The organism is Arthrobacter sp. M71 S08 (assembly GCF_059089725.1).
This window is the reverse complement of record NZ_JBNHEY010000004.1, coordinates 225,640-246,365: the sequence shown is the minus strand read 5'-3', so window position 1 is coordinate 246,365 and position 20,726 is coordinate 225,640. Positions and strand designations below refer to the sequence as shown.

General features: G+C 63.9%; 23 protein-coding genes and 3 tRNA genes. 7 read left to right on the top strand and 19 right to left on the bottom strand.

All coding sequences use genetic code 11. From position 1 onward, the window contains the following. Window positions 1-70: 70 nt before the first annotated feature. From AC5RTB_RS10890 to AC5RTB_RS10860, 7 genes are all read right to left on the bottom strand, one after another. Window positions 71-535, bottom strand: coding sequence for a hypothetical protein (locus AC5RTB_RS10890; RefSeq protein WP_494061079.1), 465 nt, complete (start codon window positions 533-535; stop codon window positions 71-73). 131 nt (window positions 536-666) lie between these two features. Further along, entirely contained in the window at window positions 667-2,115 is a 1,449-nt protein-coding gene (locus AC5RTB_RS10885) for a glycosyltransferase family 2 protein (RefSeq protein WP_494061078.1), read from the bottom strand. Between the two features lie 9 nt (window positions 2,116-2,124). Next, window positions 2,125-3,096 (bottom strand): HEAT repeat domain-containing protein, encoded by a 972-nt coding sequence (locus AC5RTB_RS10880; protein ID WP_494061077.1) that lies wholly within the window; start codon window positions 3,094-3,096, stop codon window positions 2,125-2,127. A 5-nt stretch (window positions 3,097-3,101) separates the two neighbouring features. Continuing rightward, entirely contained in the window at window positions 3,102-3,470 is a 369-nt protein-coding gene (locus AC5RTB_RS10875; RefSeq protein ID WP_494061076.1) for a response regulator transcription factor, read from the bottom strand. A gap of 166 nt (window positions 3,471-3,636) precedes the next feature. Further along, window positions 3,637-3,712: transfer RNA gene (locus AC5RTB_RS10870), tRNA-Phe, on the bottom strand. Window positions 3,713-3,768: 56 nt separating this feature from the next. Further along, window positions 3,769-3,842 (bottom strand) — tRNA-Asp (locus tag AC5RTB_RS10865). A 64-nt stretch (window positions 3,843-3,906) separates the two neighbouring features. Then, window positions 3,907-3,979: transfer RNA gene (locus AC5RTB_RS10860), tRNA-Glu, on the bottom strand. Window positions 3,980-4,120: 141 nt separating this feature from the next. Here AC5RTB_RS10860 and AC5RTB_RS10855 point away from each other — a divergent pair. Together AC5RTB_RS10855 and AC5RTB_RS10850 are read left to right on the top strand one after the other, a co-directional pair. Beyond that, window positions 4,121-4,480 (top strand): metallopeptidase family protein, encoded by a 360-nt coding sequence (locus AC5RTB_RS10855; RefSeq protein WP_494061187.1) that lies wholly within the window; start codon window positions 4,121-4,123, stop codon window positions 4,478-4,480. A 38-nt stretch (window positions 4,481-4,518) separates the two neighbouring features. After that, window positions 4,519-5,436 (top strand): cation diffusion facilitator family transporter, encoded by a 918-nt coding sequence (locus AC5RTB_RS10850; RefSeq protein ID WP_494061075.1) that lies wholly within the window; start codon window positions 4,519-4,521, stop codon window positions 5,434-5,436. Window positions 5,437-5,504: 68 nt separating this feature from the next. Here AC5RTB_RS10850 and AC5RTB_RS10845 read toward each other — a convergent pair whose 3' ends face one another. After that, a complete protein-coding gene (locus tag AC5RTB_RS10845; protein ID WP_494061074.1) occupies window positions 5,505-6,521 on the bottom strand; it encodes a universal stress protein in 1,017 nt (338 codons plus the stop codon). Between the two features lie 261 nt (window positions 6,522-6,782). Between AC5RTB_RS10845 and AC5RTB_RS10840 the strand changes: the two genes are divergently transcribed. After that, window positions 6,783-7,475, top strand: coding sequence for an FAD-dependent monooxygenase (locus tag AC5RTB_RS10840; RefSeq protein WP_494061073.1), 693 nt, complete (start codon window positions 6,783-6,785; stop codon window positions 7,473-7,475). An 8-nt stretch (window positions 7,476-7,483) separates the two neighbouring features. Here the strand turns inward: AC5RTB_RS10840 and AC5RTB_RS10835 are convergent, their stop codons facing one another. Then, window positions 7,484-8,116: a copper resistance CopC family protein gene (locus AC5RTB_RS10835; RefSeq protein WP_494061072.1), complete on the bottom strand. Its 633-nt coding sequence runs from the start codon at window positions 8,114-8,116 to the stop codon at window positions 7,484-7,486. Between the two features lie 112 nt (window positions 8,117-8,228). Between AC5RTB_RS10835 and AC5RTB_RS10830 the strand changes: the two genes are divergently transcribed. Next, complete coding sequence (locus tag AC5RTB_RS10830) at window positions 8,229-9,659, top strand: NCS2 family permease (protein WP_494061186.1); 1,431 nt, start codon at window positions 8,229-8,231, stop codon at window positions 9,657-9,659. A gap of 86 nt (window positions 9,660-9,745) precedes the next feature. Here the strand turns inward: AC5RTB_RS10830 and AC5RTB_RS10825 are convergent, their stop codons facing one another. Together AC5RTB_RS10825 and AC5RTB_RS10820 are read right to left on the bottom strand one after the other, a co-directional pair. Next, entirely contained in the window at window positions 9,746-10,570 is an 825-nt protein-coding gene (locus tag AC5RTB_RS10825) for a 3-hydroxybutyrate dehydrogenase (protein ID WP_494061071.1), read from the bottom strand. Window positions 10,571-10,572: 2 nt separating this feature from the next. Continuing rightward, window positions 10,573-11,964 carry an MFS transporter gene (locus AC5RTB_RS10820; protein ID WP_494061070.1) on the bottom strand — a complete coding sequence of 464 codons (1,392 nt, stop codon included), beginning with the start codon at window positions 11,962-11,964 and terminating at the stop codon, window positions 10,573-10,575. A gap of 141 nt (window positions 11,965-12,105) precedes the next feature. Between AC5RTB_RS10820 and AC5RTB_RS10815 the strand changes: the two genes are divergently transcribed. Then, the gene (locus AC5RTB_RS10815) at window positions 12,106-13,041 is read left to right on the top strand and encodes a LysR family transcriptional regulator (RefSeq protein WP_494061069.1); all 936 of its coding nucleotides are present in this window, start codon (window positions 12,106-12,108) and stop codon (window positions 13,039-13,041) included. A gap of 11 nt (window positions 13,042-13,052) precedes the next feature. Here the strand turns inward: AC5RTB_RS10815 and AC5RTB_RS10810 are convergent, their stop codons facing one another. The 6 genes from AC5RTB_RS10810 to AC5RTB_RS10785 form a co-directional block, all read right to left on the bottom strand. Next, window positions 13,053-13,889 (bottom strand): spermidine synthase, encoded by an 837-nt coding sequence (locus tag AC5RTB_RS10810; protein ID WP_494061068.1) that lies wholly within the window; start codon window positions 13,887-13,889, stop codon window positions 13,053-13,055. Window positions 13,890-13,923: 34 nt separating this feature from the next. After that, window positions 13,924-14,238, bottom strand: coding sequence for a TM2 domain-containing protein (locus AC5RTB_RS10805; protein WP_494061067.1), 315 nt, complete (start codon window positions 14,236-14,238; stop codon window positions 13,924-13,926). A gap of 1 nt (window position 14,239) precedes the next feature. Beyond that, window positions 14,240-14,794: a GNAT family N-acetyltransferase gene (locus AC5RTB_RS10800; RefSeq protein ID WP_494061066.1), complete on the bottom strand. Its 555-nt coding sequence runs from the start codon at window positions 14,792-14,794 to the stop codon at window positions 14,240-14,242. Window positions 14,795-14,863: 69 nt separating this feature from the next. Beyond that, a complete protein-coding gene (locus tag AC5RTB_RS10795) occupies window positions 14,864-15,130 on the bottom strand; it encodes an N-acetyltransferase (protein WP_494061065.1) in 267 nt (88 codons plus the stop codon). Beyond that, entirely contained in the window at window positions 15,102-15,746 is a 645-nt protein-coding gene (locus AC5RTB_RS10790) for an O-methyltransferase (protein ID WP_494061064.1), read from the bottom strand. The genes AC5RTB_RS10795 and AC5RTB_RS10790 overlap by 29 nt, the downstream gene beginning before the upstream one ends. After that, complete coding sequence (locus AC5RTB_RS10785) at window positions 15,743-16,099, bottom strand: thiamine-binding protein (RefSeq protein WP_494061063.1); 357 nt, start codon at window positions 16,097-16,099, stop codon at window positions 15,743-15,745. The genes AC5RTB_RS10790 and AC5RTB_RS10785 overlap by 4 nt, the downstream gene beginning before the upstream one ends. A 291-nt stretch (window positions 16,100-16,390) precedes the next feature. On the opposite strand from AC5RTB_RS10785, the gene pta reads away from it, so the two are divergent. Together pta and AC5RTB_RS10775 are read left to right on the top strand one after the other, a co-directional pair. Beyond that, window positions 16,391-18,484, top strand: a complete 2,094-nt coding sequence (gene pta, locus AC5RTB_RS10780; protein ID WP_494061062.1) for a phosphate acetyltransferase — start codon at window positions 16,391-16,393, stop codon at window positions 18,482-18,484. Further along, window positions 18,481-19,611, top strand: coding sequence for an acetate/propionate family kinase (locus tag AC5RTB_RS10775; protein ID WP_494061061.1), 1,131 nt, complete (start codon window positions 18,481-18,483; stop codon window positions 19,609-19,611). The genes pta and AC5RTB_RS10775 overlap by 4 nt, the downstream gene beginning before the upstream one ends. Window positions 19,612-19,683: 72 nt before the next feature. Here the strand turns inward: AC5RTB_RS10775 and AC5RTB_RS10770 are convergent, their stop codons facing one another. Together AC5RTB_RS10770 and AC5RTB_RS10765 are read right to left on the bottom strand one after the other, a co-directional pair. Continuing rightward, complete coding sequence (locus tag AC5RTB_RS10770; RefSeq protein ID WP_494061060.1) at window positions 19,684-19,995, bottom strand: AzlD domain-containing protein; 312 nt, start codon at window positions 19,993-19,995, stop codon at window positions 19,684-19,686. Beyond that, window positions 19,992-20,711, bottom strand: a complete 720-nt coding sequence (locus AC5RTB_RS10765) for an AzlC family ABC transporter permease (protein ID WP_494061059.1) — start codon at window positions 20,709-20,711, stop codon at window positions 19,992-19,994. The genes AC5RTB_RS10770 and AC5RTB_RS10765 overlap by 4 nt, the downstream gene beginning before the upstream one ends. Window positions 20,712-20,726: the final 15 nt, after the last annotated feature.

Sequence of the window (20,726 nt, the reverse complement as noted above, 5' to 3'; positions counted from 1 at the left end):
CTTTCTCTCTCGCTCAGCCTAACCCTTCCGCTGAACCTTTGACACGCGCCGGAAATGGTCAGCGGACGGGCTAGCTGCAGTGATGCGTAAGCCACTCCTGCACCGGCTTCAGCGCTTCCCGGAAGGCTTCTTCATCGAACTGGCCGGCCCCGTCCTCACCGCCCTCCGCCGCGTCCGCTAAACGGACGAAATGCGGCTTCAGTTCGTCGGGCACCTTCCCGTGCAGATGGTTCAGCTGATGCTCAAGTTTCGCCATTTTTTCGGGGTCTGCATCGCCCTTGAAGCTGAGCGGTGCAAGCAGCACTGAGGAAACCCCCGCGGCCACGACAAGACAGTCTTCCATTGCGGCTCCGGCGCTCACCTCCTCGGCCAGCCTCGGGTGCGGTACCACCGACCCGGAAGGTGAAGGCTGCGGCGCCTTGGGCGGTTCGGCCGGCATGCTCAGGCTGCTTGTGGCCTCCGGCGCAGTCCCGGCACAGCCTGACAGCATCAGAGCGACAGCGCTCCAGGCAGCCACGGCGAACACGGGTCTCACGCCTAACGATCCTTCCATGTGCGGGACTTGCTGACGGGACTCTCATCCCTGTCGGGTACGCTCCTCGATATTAACGGTCAACCGGGCAAGTCCTCTCCCCAACCGATATCGATCGAACGGATCGCTCGGGATTACTGTGAGGCGGCTTCGAACCCCGTCCGGGTCATGGTGCCCCACACCTGCTTCTTGCCGCGAAGTGCTGCCCACCACCCCTGGATCCGCCAGACCGCGGTGAGCTGGCGGTACCCGATGTTCTCTTGCACGGAAACCAGCAGCGCAATCCACAGATCCCCCCACCGGTTGTAGCGGTGGAAGGAGGCCTCCTCCACCAGCAGCGCCATCAGGGAGACGAAGATGGCATAGAGATACGCCACCGCAATAAACGCGAGCGCATAGGGCACATCCACCACGCCGAGCAGCAGGCCCAACGGGACGATGATGATGCCGAAGAGTTCGATGGCGGGGGCAACTAGCTCGAAGATCCAGTAGTACGGCAGTGCGATCATGCCAACACTTCCGTAGCGCGGATTGAACGTCATGCCGCGGTACTTTACGAGGACCTCCCACAGCCCGCGGTGCCACCGCCGTCGTTGTCGTGCAAGCACAGCGGCAGTGGAGGGCACTTCAGTCCAGCACACCGGCTCGGCGATGAAGATGACCCGGTATTTCCGTTTGGATTCGCGCATCATTCGATGCAGCCGCATGACCAACTCGAAGTCCTCGCCGATGCAATCCGGATCCAGCCCGCCTGCCTGGATCACCAGGTCGCGCCGGAACATGCCGAACGCGCCAGAGATCAGGATCAACGAGTTCAGCTGCGACCACCCGGCCCGCCCGAGGAGGAACGAGCGCAGATACTCGACAATCTGGATGCGTGCAAAGTAATTCTTCGGCATGTTCACGTCGACCACGCGGCCTGCCACGACCTCGCACCCGTTGGCGACGCGCACCACGCCGCCGGTCGCGATCACGCGCTCGGGGTCATCGGTGAAAGGTTTGGCCACCACCAGGAGGGAGTCGGGATCCAGCAGGCTGTCGGCGTCGACCATGACCACCAAGTCTTTCGACGCGACGTTCAGGCCCGTGTTCAGCGAGTCCGATCGTCCGGAATTTTCCTTGTCGATCACGACAATCGGCAGGGCAGTATCGCGTGCACGGTAGATGCCGCGGATGGTTCCGCGGACGGGCACCCTGGTCGAAACTTCCCGCCGGTCTTCAACGAGGTCGTACACATCGACCAATGTCTGCAGTGTTTCATCCGAGCTGCCGTCGTTGATGACAACAACTTCGTGATCCGGGTAACGCAGGTCCAGCACCGCGCGCACCGAGGCGGCGATTACGGCGCCCTCGTTGTAGGCGGGCATCAGGACGGAGATCCCCGGGCTTAGCGGAGAGGCGGCAGTGATACGCGACCCCGCGAAGGACTGTCTCCGAAGGTGCCCCCTGAAGTTCACGCTGGCGAGAACGATGAGCAGGAGAAGGGAGGTGTTGATCACAATGAAGTAGGCAAGCACGGGGTACGCGGTCAGCTCGAAGAGCCATTGGATCCCCGACCGCAACGGGCCCAGTACGTTATCCATCCGCTCGCCCTAGGCGTCCACGAGGATGCGGCGAACATCCGCATCAGCGTGCTCCAGCACCCGCTGGCGCACGTCCCGCGCCTCAGCGCCGGGCATCGTCTTGAGTGCTTCACCGGCTGCCTGCCGTACCGACGACGGCGCCTCGCCTGAGCAGGAGATTTCGGCCAGCGCGCTGGTGGCGGGCTGATACCCCAGCCTGCCCAGGGATCGCGCGCAGGCGGCAATGACGACGTCGGACGCGTCCTCCCGCTTACTTTCCGACACCATGCAACGGAACAGCGCTTCCGCCGCTTCCGACATGAGCAACAGTCCGACGACGGCGGCAGACCCGTAGCGGATGCCGGCATCGCGATCCTTCAGACCCTCGATGTACACCGCGGGATCCTGCTCGGGGAGATTGAGCAACGCTGTGGCCGCGACCGAGTGCGGAATTCCGCTGCTCAGGGACAGCGCGTCGATCAGGTTGCCTCCGGCTTCCGGCCGGGCGGTGACACCGAGGGCACGGGCGGCCACGAGGCGAACTTCGTGGCTCCTGTCCCGCAGTGCCACAGTGAGGGGCCTGACGACTTCCTTGCCCCCGAAGATACCAAGGAGTTCCGCCGCGGCCGCCCGCTGGATGGCGCTGCGGAAGTTGATCCGCTCAAGGGAACGGCGCAGCAGTCCCCGACCAGCGAGGACGCGGATCATCGCCTCGCGAACGTCGCCGCGGACTTCGGGAATCATCCGCAGGAGTGTTTCCTCGACGTGGGTGCCGACGGTGCCGGAGGTGGATGCGAGGTCCTTGACGAGCGCATCCAGTGCGGCATCCTCAGCAACCGCAAGCTCCATGATGCGACTGCGGATCACCGCATCATGGACAGTCCGGCGACGCTCACGCACGTGGCGTGAGCCCTTGACGATGACCACGGCGGCGAGCGCAAGAAGGCAGGCCGCAATCAGTACGACGACGGCGACCGCCAGTACCTCCCAGGAGACCAGCACAGGAATTAGCGGGCGAGGATGCCCGCGACCCGGGCTGCGAGCTCACGGGGGCTGAACGGCTTGACGACGTAGTCAGTGATTCCGGCTGCGAAGCCGTTTTCGATGTCACGTTCCTGGTTCTTCGCCGTCAGAAGGATGACGGGAACGGAGATGGGGGGCTCAGCTGCGCGCATCATCCGGACCATGTCCACTCCGGACATGCCCGGCATCATGACGTCCGAAATCACGAGGCTGTACTCACCGGTCGTTGCCAGTTCCAGGCCTGCGACGCCGTCGCCGGCAGTCTCCACCTCATAGCCGCTGGACTGCAGCTTGGTTGCAACGAGATCGCGGATGTCCGCATCATCGTCGACAACCAGAATCCTATGTGGCATGTTGCAGCCCCTCCCCGCCCGGTGTGCGCATTGCTCGTTCCCGAGACCTACCCTAATGGACGGGTCCCCGGCCCTGAATCGATTCGACACTGAGGCACGGGAGGATGGCCTGGAGGCGAAGGGAAGTGGGCAAAGCAAAAGCCCCCGGTTTCCCAGGGGCTTTCAGTGGTGGCTCCGACCGGCGTCGATCCGGTGACCTTTCGATTTTCAGTCGAACGCTCTACCAACTGAGCTACAGAGCCTTGCAACCATCTTGTGATGATCACCGTCGACGTCCGGATTTCTCCGGCCGCCTCAGCGACCCTGACGGGACTTGAACCCGCGACCTCCGCCGTGACAGGGCGGCGCGCTAACCAACTGCGCTACAGGGCCTTGCGATTTTGCAAGAGTTTTATCCTAACAGCACCGTGGCGGTGCTTTAGACAACTCTCTTGCGTACCCCCAACGGGATTCGAACCCGTGCCGCCGCCGTGAAAGGGCGGTGTCCTAGGCCGCTAGACGATGGGGGCCTGGACCACACAAGTGCTTTACTCCTCGTTGTGGACCTCTAAAACTATAGGGCCTCAATCTCGATTACACAAAACGCGGTAGTCATGCGCCGAACGCGTGGCCGGAGCGGCGGCAGTAGAGTTTCCTGCGTGCCCATTGACATGAGCCTCGAAGACTTCGAATCCGCGGTCGATGACGCGATCGACCAGATCCCCGACAAACTTGCGCGCGCAATGAACAATGTGGCGATCTTCGTCAAGGAGGAGTTTGAGCCCGGTCCCGGAGAGGAACCCGACCCCGATCTCCTGGGCCTCTACGAGGGAACCCCGCTGACCGAGCGGGACTCGTGGTGGGATGCCGGTTCGCTCCCTGACCGGATCAGCATTTTTCGCCAACCGCTCCTGCGCATGTGCGAAAGTCGCGAGGAACTGGTCAACGAGATCCTCATCACAGTCATCCACGAGGTTGCGCACCACTTCGGGATCGACGACGAACGCCTGCACGAGCTCGGCTGGGGATAAACCGGACTCCAGGACAGGCCGGGCTTCATACTGGGTATATGGGCGTACATTCTCACGGGCATCCCGTCACAGCGACGGGGAAGCACCGCAAGTCCCTGATTACGGTCGTCGCCATCACGCTCACCGTCGTTGTCATCCAGGTGATTGGAGCGGTGCTGTCCGGATCCCTGGCGCTGCTCGCCGATGCGGGGCACATGCTCTCCGATGCCGCCGGTGTCTTCATAGCGTTGCTTGCTTCCTGGATCGCGACCCGGCCCGCCACTGCCCGCAGCACCTACGGTTACCAGCGGGCGGAAGTCCTGGCCGCCCTCGCCAACGCCATCATCCTGGTGGTGATTGCCGTCGTCATTACCCTCGAGGCGTTCCGCAGGTTCGGTGAGCCGGTCGAGGTGCGCACCGACATCATGCTGATAGCCGCGCTGCTCGGTGGGGCCGCCAACCTGGTCTGCCTGCTCATCCTTCACGGCGGCCACAAGGAGAGCCTGAACATCCGCGGTGCCTATCTGGAGGTGCTGGGAGACCTGCTGGGATCGGTTGCAGTGGTGGTTGCCGCCGTCGTGATCGCAGTGACGGGATTCCAGCAGGCGGATGCCATTGCCTCCATCCTCATCGCTATCATGATCCTGCCCCGGGCGTGGAGCCTGCTGAGCGACGTGATCAACGTCTTGCTGGAATCAGCGCCGAAGGGCGTTGACCCTGCGATGATTCGGGAGCACATCCTCACGGTTGAGGGAGTGGTGGACGCACATGACATACACGCCTGGACCATCACCTCCGGGGTACCTGTCTTCTCGGCTCACGTTGTCGTGGATGCGGAGAGCCTCAATGCCGAGGGTGTGGACCGGATGCTGGATCGCCTAGTGCATTGCCTGAGCAACCACTTCGACACCGAGCACTGCACCTTCCAACTCGAGCCGTTGGAGCACGCCGTCCACGAGAGCGCCCAGCACGCCTGACGCGCACTGATCGGCCGCACAGGGTCTCCACTCGTACAGGCGCAGTTCGGCCACCTTACGGCCTGGTTCTAGGCCGCCATCGGTCCAAAGTTTGCGCGGTCCGTCAGGCGCGGGTCGTCACGGTCGGGCACCACTAGTACCGGGCCCTTTGCATGGTGGAGCACGCCCTGGCTGGTGGAGCCGAGCAGCATGCCCGTGAACCCGCCCCGTCCGCGGGTTCCTAGCACAACCAACTCGGCCGTCCGCGATGCTTCGATCAGGACCTCAACCGGCGGCCCGTCAAGCAGCTCGACTGAAATGTTCAACTGCGGGAAATGGCTCTGCAGCCATGCCTTGCCGGCGTTGAGCTGAACCATGATTTCCTCATGGAGCGCGTCCCGGTCTACCGGCGTCGGCATCCACGCCAGTGAACCGGTGAACGGCGGCAGTGAACACACCACGCGCAGGGGAAGCCCGCGGGCCTCCGCCTGCTCAGCGGCAAGCAGCGAAGCCATTCGCGCCTGTTCCGAGCCGTCAACGCCGACAACGACAACCTTCTCGACTTCCTCGGCCCTCGGGCAGGGCTCCCCTTTCGGCTTGGGCGCCGATACACCCGCTTCGTCCAGACGTGGGGCACAGAAAAGCGGTACCACGACAGTGGGGCACTTCGAGTGGGCCGGCAGCGCGGAGCTCACCGATCCCAACAACCTGCCGACGAAGCCTCCCCTGCCCCGTGATCCAACGACCATCAGCTCGGCTTCCTCGGAGAGTTCAAGGAGCACGCCAGCGGCGTCCCCAGTCTCCACACGAGGGACAATTTCGATGTTGTGATGGCCGGCTATACGACCGATGGACTGGTCGAGGACAGCCTGCGCCCCTTCGCGGATCACCGAGTCATCCACGGTGGCGTAACCCGCATCCATGCTCGACGCCGCGAAAACGGGGACGGTATATGCAGTCACCACATGCAGAGGAGATTGGCGGCGCTCGGCTTCGTGAGCGGCCCACACCAGGGCGCACATACTCTGATCGGAACCGTCGACTCCGACAACTATCCCGCGCCCCTGGGAATGCCTCGGCGCGTCCCGCATATAAGCCTCACTCATGTCCCGCCTCCTCACGGCTTGCCCCTATCACACCTTCGCTGAGCCGTTCAGATATTTCTAGCCTACTCTTCAGTAGGAAGACTATTCAGCACCCAAAAAGTTATATAGGCTTCGAGAATCGTTATCGGGCGGATGGTCTCCCCATGGGGTTCCGCCCGCTTTCAGTGCGCTTGGTTGACCCGTTCGCAGCCAAGTGTCCGCACAGCCCGGAAGAGGCGCCGGGCTGTGCGGAATTCCTCTTCCCTCAGGAGGTTTTCATCGATGGTGCCGGAGTCGCTCACCCACGTCACCGCGGAGTCCCTCACGCAGGCCGCGGCAGAGATGACAACCACCGTGGTGATCGGTTCCGGACTGTCAGGTCTGGCCGTCGCCAGCGAGCTGAGCCGCCGAGGCGTGCAGTCCATCGTGGTCGAGAGCATGGAGTGCCTGAATTCCGGCCCGAACCGTACCGTCATGACCGACTCGGTATCCCTATCCGAACGCACTGAACTCCTCCGGCTTCTGCGCTGCTACGCGTCCAGCCATTCGCTGGACATCCGGCAGGAAACCGTGGCGGAAGGCTTGTGCATGGTCGGCTACTCGCAGCATCTTCCAGCGCCCGTGCTCGGCTCCAAGAAGTGGGCGGTGCAAACCCGGAACGGCGTCCTGCTCGCGGACCACGTGGTCCTGACGAAGTATCCCCAAAACCAGCTGCGCCGCTTTGTACAGTCTCTTGGTCTCGCCGTGGGAAGTGACATCAAGGCTGCCCTGCGGGCGATCGGCCTTTACCTCATCGGCGTGGGGGAAGTGCTGACGCCCACAACTCGGGAGATCGTCCGTCAGGCCAAAGTCATCAGCGACGCAATTGTCACGCAGGGAGCCGTTGCGGCCCAGGTGATCCGGCCCGTCAAGGCTGCCGCTCTGTCTGCCGCAGTGACCGGCTCGACCAAGCGCACTCCCGTCATCAGCGCCTGACGCACCTTCTAGGGGACTTCGGTGTTTCCCTGCATAAGCCGCCGGCGGGCACCAAGGCCGAGCACTATGGTGATCGCGATCAGCACGGCGATCATCAGGATGACACCCCAGGACACGTCAGAACCTGCTGCAGGCTCCTGGTCGATTGCTCCCGGCTGGGAAGGTTCAACGGGACCAGCAGTGTCCACCGAAGCGTCGGGCGTTTCCGACACGGCGGCGCCAGCTGAAGCGGTGAATTCGAAGGTTCCCTCGATGGGATGCGAATCAGAGGAAACTACGCGCCAGTTCACCGTGTAGGTTCCGGCCGGAGCCCCTTCACGGAGGACCTGCGTTGCCACGGCGTCCGTGATTGACACGTCACCTTCAGCCCAGTCCTCGCCGGTCTCATCCAGCACCTGAACTTCCGAGCCAATCGTCGCAGGAACGTTGGTGAACGTGAGCTCGATCGTTTCCGGGACCGCCTCGAGCGTTGCACCAGGTTCCGGGGTCGAGGAGCTCAGTTCGTCATGTGCTGACACGCCGCCCGCCGTACCAAGGACCACTGCGAACGCAACCATCAACACGCCGGCGAGGACGACGGCCATGCGCTGGACGGAACGGGCAACCGGACGCGTTGCAACTACTGCGGGATGCTGGTTCATACCCAAAGCCTACGGGAGTGAACTGGCAGGATCCTGAGCCGCTCATTGGATAGACTTTCGAGCGAACTCCCCCACCAGCAGAGGAATACCTGTGCCTGCACTGCGCACCACGATGGACCGCTACTTCCAACTCACCGAACGCGGCTCATCCTATTCACGAGAAATCAGGGGCGGCATCGCCACCTTCTTCGCGATGAGCTACATCGTGGTGCTCAACCCGCTGATCCTCGCTGGTGCGGATGCCAGCGGAGTCAGCCTGGGCCTGGAACGCGTGGCGGCCGTGACGGCCCTCGTCGCAGGCGTGCTCACCATTGCCATGGGCGCCTGGGCCAAGTACCCCTTCGCTCTGGCCACCGGGCTGGGCGTAAATGCCTTCGTGGCGATCACCGTGGCCACCAACCCGGAACTCACGTGGCCGGAGATGATGGGCCTCGTCGTGCTGGCCGGCCTTACCATGCTGGTGCTGGTCCTCACGGGCTTCCGTACGGCTGTCTTCAACGCGGTGCCGGAAAGCCTCAAGACAGCGATCGTCGTCGGGATCGGGCTCTTCATTGCCCTGATCGGCCTGGTCAACGCCGGTTTCGTCAGGCGTATCCCTGACGTTGCGCAAACCACCGTCCCGGTGGGGCTCGGCTTCGAGGGTGTACTGCTCGGCTGGCCCATCCTGGTGTTTGTGTTCGGTCTGATCCTCACGATCGCCCTGGTTGTCCGAAGGGTCCGCGGCGGCATCCTGATCGGCGTCATCGCCTCCACGGTCCTCGCCGTCATCATTGAAGCGGTGGCGAACGTGGGACCGAGCGTGGGACCCGACGGCGTCAATCCGCAGGGCTGGTCGCTCGTTGTCCCCGAATTTCCCACCGGGTCCTGGGTCGGCATTCCCGACCTGAGCCTGATCGGCAGCGCCAGCGTCTTCGGTGCTTTCGGTAGCCTGGGAGCAACCGCCGCCCTGCTGCTTACCTTCACCATCCTGCTCAGTATCTTCTTCGACGCCATGGGCACAATGGTCGGTCTGGCCAATGAGGCGAAGCTGGTGGACAAGAAGGGCAACATTCCGGGCGTTGACCGCGTCCTTATCGTCGACGCTCTCGGTGCCGTTGCCGGCGGCGCGGGCTCGGTGTCGTCCAACCAGATCTACGTTGAGTCCGGCGCCGGCATCGGGGAAGGCGCCCGTACCGGTATCGCCAACATCGTGACCGGTCTGCTTTTCCTGGTGGCGATGTTCCTCACGCCCCTGATCTCGCTGGTGCCGTTCGAAGCAGTGGCGCCGGCCCTCGTCGTCGTCGGCTTCATGATGGTTTCCCAGGTGGGCCGGATCAACTGGCAGGACTGGGGAATCGCCATTCCTGCGTTCCTGACCTTCAGCCTCATGCCGTTCACCTACTCGATCGCGAACGGGCTCGGCGCAGGATTTATCGCCTACGTCCTAGTCCGGACATTCCAGGGCAGGGCCAAGGAGATCCACCCACTCATGTGGGCCGTGGCGGGTGCGTTCGTCATCTTCTTCGGGATTGGACCAATCGAGCAGCTACTGGGCGTCGCCTGACCCTCCCCCCACGTTGAAATGGCAGGACACACCCCGTTTGCAGTTCATGCGGGGTGTGTCCTGCCAACTCGAACGGGTGTGCGGGCTCAGCGCGCCGACCAGCCGCCGTCCATCGTGTAGGAGGCACCGGTCACCATGCCTGCCTGATCGGATGCCAGCCACGCCACCAGTGAGGCCACCTCTGACGGGTCCACCAGCCGCTTGACCGCGCTCTCGGTGAGCATGATTCGCTCGAGCACCTCGTCTTCGCTGATGTCGTGCAGCTTCGCCTGGTCAGCGATCTGGTTCTCCACGAGGGCCGTCCGCACATAACCGGGATTCACACAGTTGCTTGTGACCCCGTGCGGCCCCCCTTCCAGGGCGGCAACCTTCGACAGCCCCTCCAGCCCGTGTTTCGCTGACACATAGGCGGACTTGAAGGCCGATGCCCTCAACCCGTGCACTGAAGATACATTGATGATCCTGCCGAACCCTTTGGCATACATCGACGGCAGCGCTGCGCGCATCAGCAGGAACGGCACCTCGAGCATGAGCGTGTGGATGCGCCGGAAGTCGGCCGGATCGAACTCCTCGATTGGCCGCACCACCTGGATACCGGCGTTATTGACGAGGATGTCGGCGTCAAGGGTCAGGTCCTCCAGGGATGCGGTGTCCAGCAGGTCCACGGCCCAGGCCTCCCCCTTCACCTCCTTGGCAACGACGCCGGCACCTTCCGCATCGCGGTCGGCGACGACGACGAACGCCCCCTGTGCTGCCAGCTCCCGGACACAGGCTGCCCCGATTCCACTCGCCCCGCCGGTGACTACCGCGCGTCGACCGGTGAGGTATCCGGTTGGGGAAGCCGTAGGAGACGACGGCGACTGTACGGTGGGGCGCAAGCCGCCGTCGTCATTCTTGTGGGCCGCAGGCATGGCTAGCTTTCCCTGCCGACCGAAATGCCGTGGCGCTCTGCGTCCGCGGCGTCAATGTCCCGCAGCGACACACCCCGCGTCTCCCGAAGGGTGATGACCGCAATGGCCGTGACCACGCTGGCACCGAGGACGTAGAGCGCCACTCCGAGCCAGGAGCCGGTCTCCTGCAGGATCGCGGTCGCGATGATCGGCGCGAGGGAACCGGCAAGGATTGAGGTCACCTGGTAGCCAAGCGAGACACCGGAATAGCGCATGCGTGTCGGGAACATCTCGGCCATGATCGCCGGCTGGCCGGCGTACATGAGTGCGTGGAAGCACAGTCCGATTGTCACGGCAAGAATGATGATCACGGGATTGAGCGTGTCAAACATGGGGAAGGCGAAGAACGCCCAGCTTGCTCCGAGGATTGCGCCGGCCAGGTAAACGGGCTTGCGTCCGAAGCGGTCGGACAGGCGACCAACCTGCGGAATGACGAGGAAGTGCACAACGTGTGCGATCAGCAGCGCAAGCAGCAGTGAACTGGTGTTGTACTGGTGGACCTGCGAAAGGTAGACGATCGAGAAGCTCACGATGATGTAGTAGAGGATGTTCTCGGCGAACCGCAGGCCCATAGCGCCGAGGATGCCGCGGGGGTACTTCTTCACTACTTCGAAGACGCCGTAGCTGATCGCCTTTTCGCGCTCAACCTGTTCGCGGGCTTCGAGGAAGATGGGCGATTCGCTGACGTGCGTCCTGATGTAGTACCCGATCACCACGATGATTGCGGAGAGCCAGAACGCCACGCGCCAGCCCCACGCGAGGAATTCGTCCTCGGGCAGAATCGAGGACATTGTCAACAGCGCCACGGTGGCCAGAAGGTTTCCGACAGGCACGGCCGACTGCGGCCAGCTGGACCAGAAGCCGCGCGACTTGTTCGGGCTGTGTTCAGCGACCAGCAGGACTGCTCCGCCCCACTCGCCTCCCACTGCGAAGCCCTGGACGAAACGGAGAATCACCAGGAGCGCCGGTGCCCAGTAGCCAATGGAGTTGAATCCGGGCAGACATCCCATCAGGAAGGTGGCGACGCCGACCAGAATGATAGTCACCTGGAGGGTGTGCTTGCGGCCCAGCTTGTCGCCGATCTGGCCGAAGAAGATGCCGCCGAGCGGGCGGGCGACGAAGCCGACGGCGTAGGTGAGGAAGGCCGCAATGATCGCGTCCAGCGGGGTGTCCGCGTTGGGGAAGAATACGATACCGAACACCAGGGAAGCTGCGGTGGCGTAGAGGAAGAACTCGTACCACTCGACAACAGTGCCAACCATCGACGCGGCAACGATCTTCTTCAGGCCGGTGGGGGCTTCCTCGCCGGAGGCCTGGTTCCCTCCGGGTTGGGCTGGACGCGAACTGACGCTCATGGACTACTCCTTCTGTGTCGGCTCTGACACTGTTGGTCTGTGGGTGAATCGGGGTTGTTCGATTCGACTGCGATGCGCTTGTGACGACTGTCACCCGGTATGGGCCTCATTGAGTATGGCTGCACACCCATCCGCGCATCAATGGCCAGTTCCGCAGGGCTAATCTGCGAAAATGCAGATGTGTCCCTTCAGCCCGATGATCTGCTCATCCTCCTCGCCGTCTCCCATTCCGGCCGCTTCACCTCCGCTGCCGAAACCCTCGGCCTGAATCACACCACGGTGTCCCGCCGAATCACGGCGCTTGAACGCTCACTGGGCGGACACGTCTTGGTGCGGGCAAGCGGCGGTTGGGAACTGACCGACCTCGGCCTGCGGGCGGTCGCGGCTGCGGAGGAGGTCAAGCGCGCGCTTTCGGCGCTGGAAGGCAACGACGACGGCGCCAGCCGGCTTTCCGGCGTCGTACGCATGAGTGCCACGGACGGTTTCAGCGCCTACATCGCGGCGCCCGCCTTCGCGCGGCTGCGGCGTGATCATCCCCGGCTCAGCGTTGAAATCGTCGCGGCCACGCGGCGGGCATCGCAAACCCGCAGCGGCCTCGATCTTGAGGTGGTCGTTGGCCGCCCCCAGGTGCACCGTGCGGAGGCGCTGCGGTTGGGTGAGTACATGCTGGGGCTCTACGCGTCGCGTGAGTATCTGGCCGAGTACGGCACACCGTCGACCATCGAGGAGGTGCTTCATCATCCGCTGGTGTACTTCATCGATTCCATGCTGCAGGTGGACAGTCTGGACGCGCCGCGACGGCTGCTGCCGGGGATGAAGGATTCATTGAGCTCGACGAACGTATTCGTCCACGTCGAAGCTACACGGGCAGGTGGCGGCCTTGGCCTGCTGCCCTGTTTCATGGCGGACCTGCACGATGACCTGGTGCGGCTGCTGCCGGCCGAAGTCGCCGAACGGTTGGGCTACTGGCTGGTGGCACGTCCGGATTCGCTGCGGCAACCGGCCGTTGCCGCCGTCGTCAATGCGCTGCGTGCGGCGACCGACGCGTTCGAGGACCGGCTGCTCGGCAGGGACTGAATCCTTGGCCTCTAATCCCGGAGGATCTGCGCGCCGCTGATGAAACGGGTCACCTGGGTGTTGTGCCACAAGTGCGCCGGCACCCCGCCCCCCAGCAACTCCCGTGCAAGGCCCGGATCCTCACCGAGCGGCGCATCGCTTCCGGCAATGATGACGTTCCCGTAGCGCCGCCCCTTGAGCATCGCCGGATCCGCAATGATCACGGTATGGGTGAAAGCCGCAGAGATGGTAGCGGCCTCGCGTCGGGCCAGCGCGAGGTCGGGTGAATCGCCGCAGTTGACGACGTAGACGCCGTCGGAGTCCAGAACGCGCTTGGCCTGCTCGACGAATTCGAGGGTGGTGAGCGGCTCCGGTGTGCGGCTGCCCGCGAAGACATCCCGGATGATGAGGTCGCGACTGTTGTCGGAGAGCGACTCCGTGACCGCACGCGCCTCACCGACCCGTATCCGCAGCAGCGGTGCGCGTGGCAGATCGAACCAGTCGCGCACCAGTCCCGCGAGCGCACCGTCGAGTTCGACGACCACTTGCCGCGCGTCCGGGAAGGCCACCGCAAAGCTGCGCGCAAGCGAGCATGCGCCTCCGCCGAGGTGGAGGGCGCGCAGCCGCGCCGTCGACGGCCACTGCGAGGTTGCCAACGAGCTGATCCAGCGCATGTACTCAAAATCGAGCCGTGCTGGATCTGCGAGGTCGATATGCGAGCTCGGCACTCCGTTGACGTGAAGCACCCAGCCATTCGGGTTGAACCGGTCAGAAACCAGCTCGCAGGTTCCGGTGTCGATGGCGTGGATGCCGGGAACCGGGCCGCCGTCGGGGCTGGTGGTTCCCTTGCGCTCCCGTTGACGTCCCACGAATTCTTACTCTTTCAACTTGGTGCCGTGCCGGCTAGTAAGGACGGGCTGCGCCCTGGTTATGCTGATATGCGTTGACCTGCCGAACCCGGCCAGGGATTGTGAACAGGTCAATGACCATCATGATCCATAGCGGTACCAGGAAGAGAAAACCGATCAGAATCCCCACTGTGGCGTAGCCGACAAGGCCCAGCGCCAGGTACAGGAAACCCATCCCGTTCTGACGCAGGTAGAACTTGTGGGCGCCGAAGTTTCCGAGCAAAAACCAGAGCAGGTACGCGAGCCAGCTTTCCTTCGCCGCGTACACCACCACGTGCTGGGTGGGCTGGTTCCCGTAGTGGTTCGACATGTCATTCCCCTGTCTGTTGTGAAGCTGCTGCGGCCTGGCCGGCCTGCGATGGCGCGCTTGTTCGCACGGAACGCACCATCCGAATCTCGTTGAGCCCGCTCCACCGATCGGAGAGCGGTTCCCACTCGCCGTCCGGAGCGAAGCCGAGTTTGCGATAGAAGGCGATGGCGCGTTCATTTCCCTCAAGCACCCAGACACAGGCGGCGGCGTCGCCGATCGCCGCATCGGCCAATTGCCGCCCGAGTCCCGTGCCGTAATACTCCTCAAGCACGTAGAGCATGAACAGTTCGACGGCGGCAGGCGGGTTATCGCCCCGCGCGGCTCCCCCTGCAGCGATACCGACGATACCGCCGTACTCATCCACGGCGACGAAAGGAACATCGTCCTGGCTGTCGAAGCCCATCCGCCAGGCTTCAGCCTGCTGTTCAACGGTGTGGTCCAGGCCGTCCAGTACCTCCGCGCCTAGCTTTCCGCGGTACGCCTGCCTCCAGCCCTGGTTCTTCATCCGCAGCGCAGCCTCGAGCTCATCAACGCGGAGGGGACGAATAGTGACCATGCCGTTCATGCTATCCCCCACCCCGGACGATGTCGGTTGCCCGAATGCTGTGAGGACCACGCCCGCGTGCTACGTCCGGTGCATGCGGAACATGGGCTTGGAGTGCCACACCGGACCGCAGAGCGCTGTGGTTCCGTCGGGCACAAACCCGTTGCGGAGATAGAACCGCTCGGCCCGCGGGTTGTCATTCAGGATCCACAGGTACGCGGGCGAGGAGCCGATCACCGTCTGATGCAGTGCGGCGACGTTCGTGCTCGCGTAGATCTCGGCGTCGTCGGCTGTGGCTCTGCGGATCGAGAATTCTGTTCTAGTTGACGATGGCGACTGCAATCCCATCCCAGTCCTTGGATCCGACCGTCTGCAGGGCGGTCGCCTCGAGGCGCGGATGGCTGCCGAGGATTTCGAGCGCTTTCCTGGTTCCCCGGACGTCATCATCCCCGTCCTCATCCAGCACGGTTCCGCCGCGCACCACGTTATCCAGCACAATGACCGAGCCGGGACGCGACAACTTCACCGCCCACTCCACGTAATTGGGGTTGTTCGCCTTGTCAGCGTCAATGAAGAACAGGTCATAGGGCCCGGTGAGCGATGGGAGCGTCTCAAGTGCGGCCCCTACATGCACAGTCACCTTGTGCCCGATTCCGGCGGCCTCCAGATTTCGCCGCGCTACCTCCGCGTGCGCAGGCTCGTACTCGCAACTATCTACCGTGCCGCTATCGGGAAGACCCCGGGCCAGCCAGATAGTGCTGAAACCGCCCAGCGTGCCGATTTCCAATACGCGCTGCGCGCCCTGAATTCGCGCGAGGAGCATCAGGAACTTGCCCTGTCCGGCGGTCACTTCGATGGCGGGCATCCCGGCGCCGCGTGTGTTCTCGACGGCAGCGAGCAGTGCGTCATCGGGCCGCACAACGGTGCGGTTGAGGTAGCGATCCACCTCCGCCCAGTTGCTCACGAGTGCCCCTGGTACTCATCCATTTCCGCGATGGCGCTCTCAAGGCGTTCCACTTTTCCGGTCAACTCTCCCGTTCGGCCGGGCCGGATGTCGGCCTTGAGCACCAGGGAGACGCGGCTGCCGTATTTGGCAACTGCCTCGGTAGCGCGCTTCACCACGTCCATGACCTCGTCCCACTCACCTTCGATCTCGGTGAACATGGAGCTGGTGGAATTGGGCAGACCGGAATCCCGCACGATCTTCACGGCTTCAGCCACGGCGGCGTGAACGGAAGAACCGTCGGCGTCGCCGGTTGTGTCCTCGTGAGCGCCGCTGGGCCGGCCGGAAGGTGCAACTGAGAAGGCTACGAGCATGGGAACAGTCTCTCAGGTTTGGCGGCGCCGGTCACGGGCTTTAATCGACGTCCATCGTGCCGGAAGCTCATTGTGGTCCGTCCAGCGGCGGGCCCATGACTTCGATCTGGTGCCGTGTTGCTATTGCCGTGAGTGCGGGCCCGTCCATGGGAACGGGCTCTGGGAGCTCCCCCAATAGCCCGTTTCGCCGCCGGATCGCACAGGAATGACGGCGGTAGCCAACCGCTGCAGTGAAGCAGGCAACAGTGACCGGTCAGTGACTAAGCACCTGCGATCGTGCAGGATGAGGTGATGACCACCCGCGGTATTTATGTCAGCGCCATGGCCCCCAGCTCGGGCAAGTCCCTCATCTCCCTGGGACTGGCGAGCATGCTCCAGGGGCACGCGGACCGGATCGGTTTCCTGCGACCAATCTCGGAAGCGGAAGACGGCGCCGATGACCCCATGGTCCTGCTGATGCGGCGAGCGTTCGGGCTGGATGTGAGGACCTCACGAAGCGGAATGACGCGGGCAGAGGCGCGTGCACTACTGGTCTCCGGCGAGCGGGAGGAAATTGATGCGCGCTGCGTGGCGGTGTACAGCGAGATGGCACAGTCCTGCGACGTCATCATCGTGGAAGGAACCGACCTGAGCGGACAGGACGCCGCCGTCGAGTTCGATCTCAACGCGCGGTTGGCGAACAACCTGGGCGCCATGGTCCTCGCGGTGGTGAGCGCCAAGGACATGACCGCGGCCGAAGCTGCCGACGCCGTCGACGTCGCGCGCCGCGAACTGGACGCAGCACAGGTGTCCCTGCTGGCGATGATGGTCAACCGTGCGGCGGAAGACGCCGTCGATGACATCCGGAACCAGGTGAGGCCAGGCAAGTCCGGCCGGCCTGTTTATGTCATCCCCGAGATGAGCGAGATCTCCCAACCGACCATCGCCGAAGTCGCGAAGGCGCTGGACGCGCGGCACATCGCGGGCGGAGCAACGCTCGAACGGGATGTCTCGTCCATCCGCGTTGCGGCGATGAACGTGGGGCATTTCCTTGAACTGCTCACGGACGGTGCGCTGGTGATTGTTCCCGGCGACAGGGCCGACGTTCTGGTTGCGACCGTGGCGTCGTCATTCTCGCCCGAATTTCCCGTGCCCTCCGGCATGATCCTCACCGGCGGCCTCACACCGGATCCCAACATCCTTGCCCTGCTGGCCCACGCGACCTTTCCGGTATTCGCGGTCGACGACGACACCTACACCGCCGCCAAGCGCGTCAGCGAGGTACGCGGTGAAATTGCAACCGGTCTGCGGCGGAAGGCCGCTGCCGTGCTCGGCGTGTGGGCGCGGCAAGTGGACACAACGGAACTGCTGGAGCGGTTGGAACTGCCCCGCCCGGTCAGGATGACGCCGCTGCGCTTCCTTCACGAGCTCATCGAAAAGGCCCGCCGGGACCGGAAGCACATCGTCCTTCCCGAAGGGCTGGATGAGCGGATCCTCCGCGCGGCAGAAATCCTGCGCAGGAGGGATGTCTGCGACCTGACCATCCTCGGGTCGGAGTCCCAGATCCGTGAACTCGCCGCCAGCCAGGGTATCGACCTCTCGGGACTGACTCTGCTGGATCCGGAAACTTCGGAGCTGCGTGACGAGTTCGCTGGGGAGTACGCGCGCCTGCGCGCACACAAGAACGTCTCGCTCGACGACGCACGGGACCGGATGCTCGACGGCTCCTACTTCGGAACCATGATGGTGCAGCTCGGGTACGTCGACGGCATGGTGTCCGGCGCCGCCCACACCACCGCCAACACCATCCGTCCAGCGCTGGAATTCGTAAAGACCAAGGAGGGCGTGAAGATCGTGTCCTCCGTGTTCCTCATGCTCCTCCGGGACCGCGTGCTGGTCTACGGCGACTGTGCAGTCAATCCCGACCCCACAGAAGAACAGCTCGCTGACATCGCCGTTGCCTCAGCGGAAACCGCAGCTCAGTTCGGTGTAGAACCACGCGTGGCAATGCTGTCCTACTCAACCGGCGAGTCCGGTTCCGGAGGAGCGGTGGACGAGGTTCGGCGGGCGACGGAGCTTGTGCGCTCGCTCCGCCCCGATCTGCCGGTCGAGGGCCCTATCCAGTACGACGCCGCGGTGGATGCGTCCATTGCCCAGTCCAAGCTACCCGGTTCCTCGGTCGCGGGACAGGCGACGGTCTTTATATTCCCCGATTTGAATACTGGCAACAACACCTATAAGGCGGTGCAGCAGTCGGCCGGCGCCGTCGCCGTCGGGCCGGTGCTCCAGGGTCTGCGCAAGCCGGTGAACGACCTTTCCCGGGGGTGCACCGTCGAAGATATCGTGAATACCGTTGCCATCACCGCCGTCCAGGCCCAGGGCACTACATCGCAGGAGGCGCCATGATCATCCTCGTCATCAACTCGGGCTCATCGTCGCTCAAGTACCAGGTTCGGGATTCCGACAGCGGAGAACGGCTGGCGAACGGACTGATCGAGCGGATTGGTGACGCCGCCCACGGCGGCCCCAGGGATCATACGGAGGCGCTCGACCGTGTAACGGAAGACCTGGACGCTGCGCTGCAGGGCAAACCGATCGACGCCGTCGGACACCGTGTGGTGCACGGCGGGGAGCGGTTCAGTGAGCCGGTACTGATCACCAACGAGATCATTCGGGCGATCGAGCGGCTCAATCCTCTGGCACCCCTTCACAACCCCGCGAACGTGCAGGGCATCCGTGCCATCGCGGAGCGGTGGCCGGACATGCCGCAGGTCGCGGTGTTCGACACTGCTTTCCACCGCACGCTGCCGGAGCATGCGTGGCGGTACGCCGTTCCCGATGAGCTGTACAAGAAGTTTGGCATCCGCCGTTACGGGTTCCACGGCACGTCAGTCGAGTATGTGACGAGGCACGCCGCCGAGCTGTTGGGCATGCCCGTGGAGGAGTTCACGGGCGTGATCGCGCACCTGGGAAACGGCGCGTCCGTCACCGCCGTACAGAATGGCAGCAGCATCGATACCTCCATGGGTTTCACGCCGCTGGAAGGCCTCGTGATGGGAACCCGGTCGGGTGACATCGACCCGTCGATCCTGCTGTTCCTCAGCCGCGAAGGCTACACGGAGAAGGATCTCGACCAGCTGCTGAACCGGGAGTCCGGCCTGAAGGGCCTCGCCGGTCACAATGACATGCGCTCAATTGAGGAATCGGGTGACCCCGCAGGCACCATCGCGCTCGAAATTGCGGCCTACCGCCTCGCGAAGTACATCGGCGGATATCACGTCGCCGTGGGCGGAGCGCAGGCGATCGTATTCACGGCCGGTATCGGGGAGAACTCCTGGCGCTTCCGCGAGAAGGTGGTGAACCGCCTCGGCGCCCTCGGAGTTTTCATTGACGACGCCGAGAACCAGAAGCCGGGCGGTTCACCGCGTGAGATCAGCACCGAGGAATCGGCCTTCCCGGTTCTTGTGGTGCCCACAGACGAAGAGGCAGCCATCGCGGAGGCGACTGCCGCCGTCGTCGGCTCTTCTGCCTAGACCGACCCCGTTCATTTGGCAGGACACTCCCGCAAAGCGCGTCCAAACGGAATATGTCCTGCCAACTCATGGTCAGGGGGCGCCGAGCAGGCGTGCCACCGCCGCTGCACCGGCGCCCAACAGCACGACGACGAGAAACGGCGCCCGCAACCACAGCGCCAGCCCGGCGGCAACGAGCGCCGCGAGCCGGGCGTCGAGAACCAGCGCCTGCCCGCTCGAGAACGTGTTGACGGCCGTCAGCGAGGCCAGGAGCCCGATGGTCAACGTCCCAGCGACGCGGGTCATGCGCGGGTCTTCCATGATTCGTTCGGGGACCAGGTAACCGGCGAGCTTTGTGAGGTAGCTGATCACGCAGGCCAGCAGTATCCACATCCACAGGTTCACGGGTGTCCTTCCGCAGGATACGGCTCGACATCGGGTTCGAGACCCTCGCGCGGTGGCCCGAAACTCAGCCATCCGAGCACAGCGGCTACCGCGGCGGCCACAAGGATCGGCACCCCTGGCGGCACAAAGGGAACCGCGAGCAGGGTCACCAGGGCGCAGACCACCGCGATGGCGGCCGGTTCGCGAGCCCTGAGCCTCGGCCACAGGAGTCCGAGGAACGCGGCGACGGCAGCTCCGTCGAGCCCCCACTGCGCCGGATCTCCGAGGGCGTTACCGAGCAGCGCCCCGACGAGGGTGAAAACATTCCACAAAACGTATATGCCTAGGCCGGCCACCCAGAACCCCCGCGCGCGCTCCTGTGGTTCGCTCTGACCCGTGGCAGTTGCAGTCGACTCATCAATGGTCACTTGCGCAGCCACCAACCTTCGCCAGGAACGGGGCCGCAGCATCGCGTTCATCTGCATGCCATAGATCGCGTTCCGGATGCCCAACAGCGCTGAGGCGGACATAGCGGCCGCTCCGCTTCCGCCGCCTCCCACTACGCCGATGAAAGCGAACTGGGAACCTCCGCTGAACAGCAGGAGGCTCAGCGCCATGGTCTGCAGGAGGTCCAGTCCCGACGCCACTGAAAGAGCCCCGAACGACACGCCATACAGCCCGGTCGCCACGGCAATCGACAGTCCAACCCGCACGGCCGGGGATCTTGAAAACTCCACCGGCCAAGCGTATGC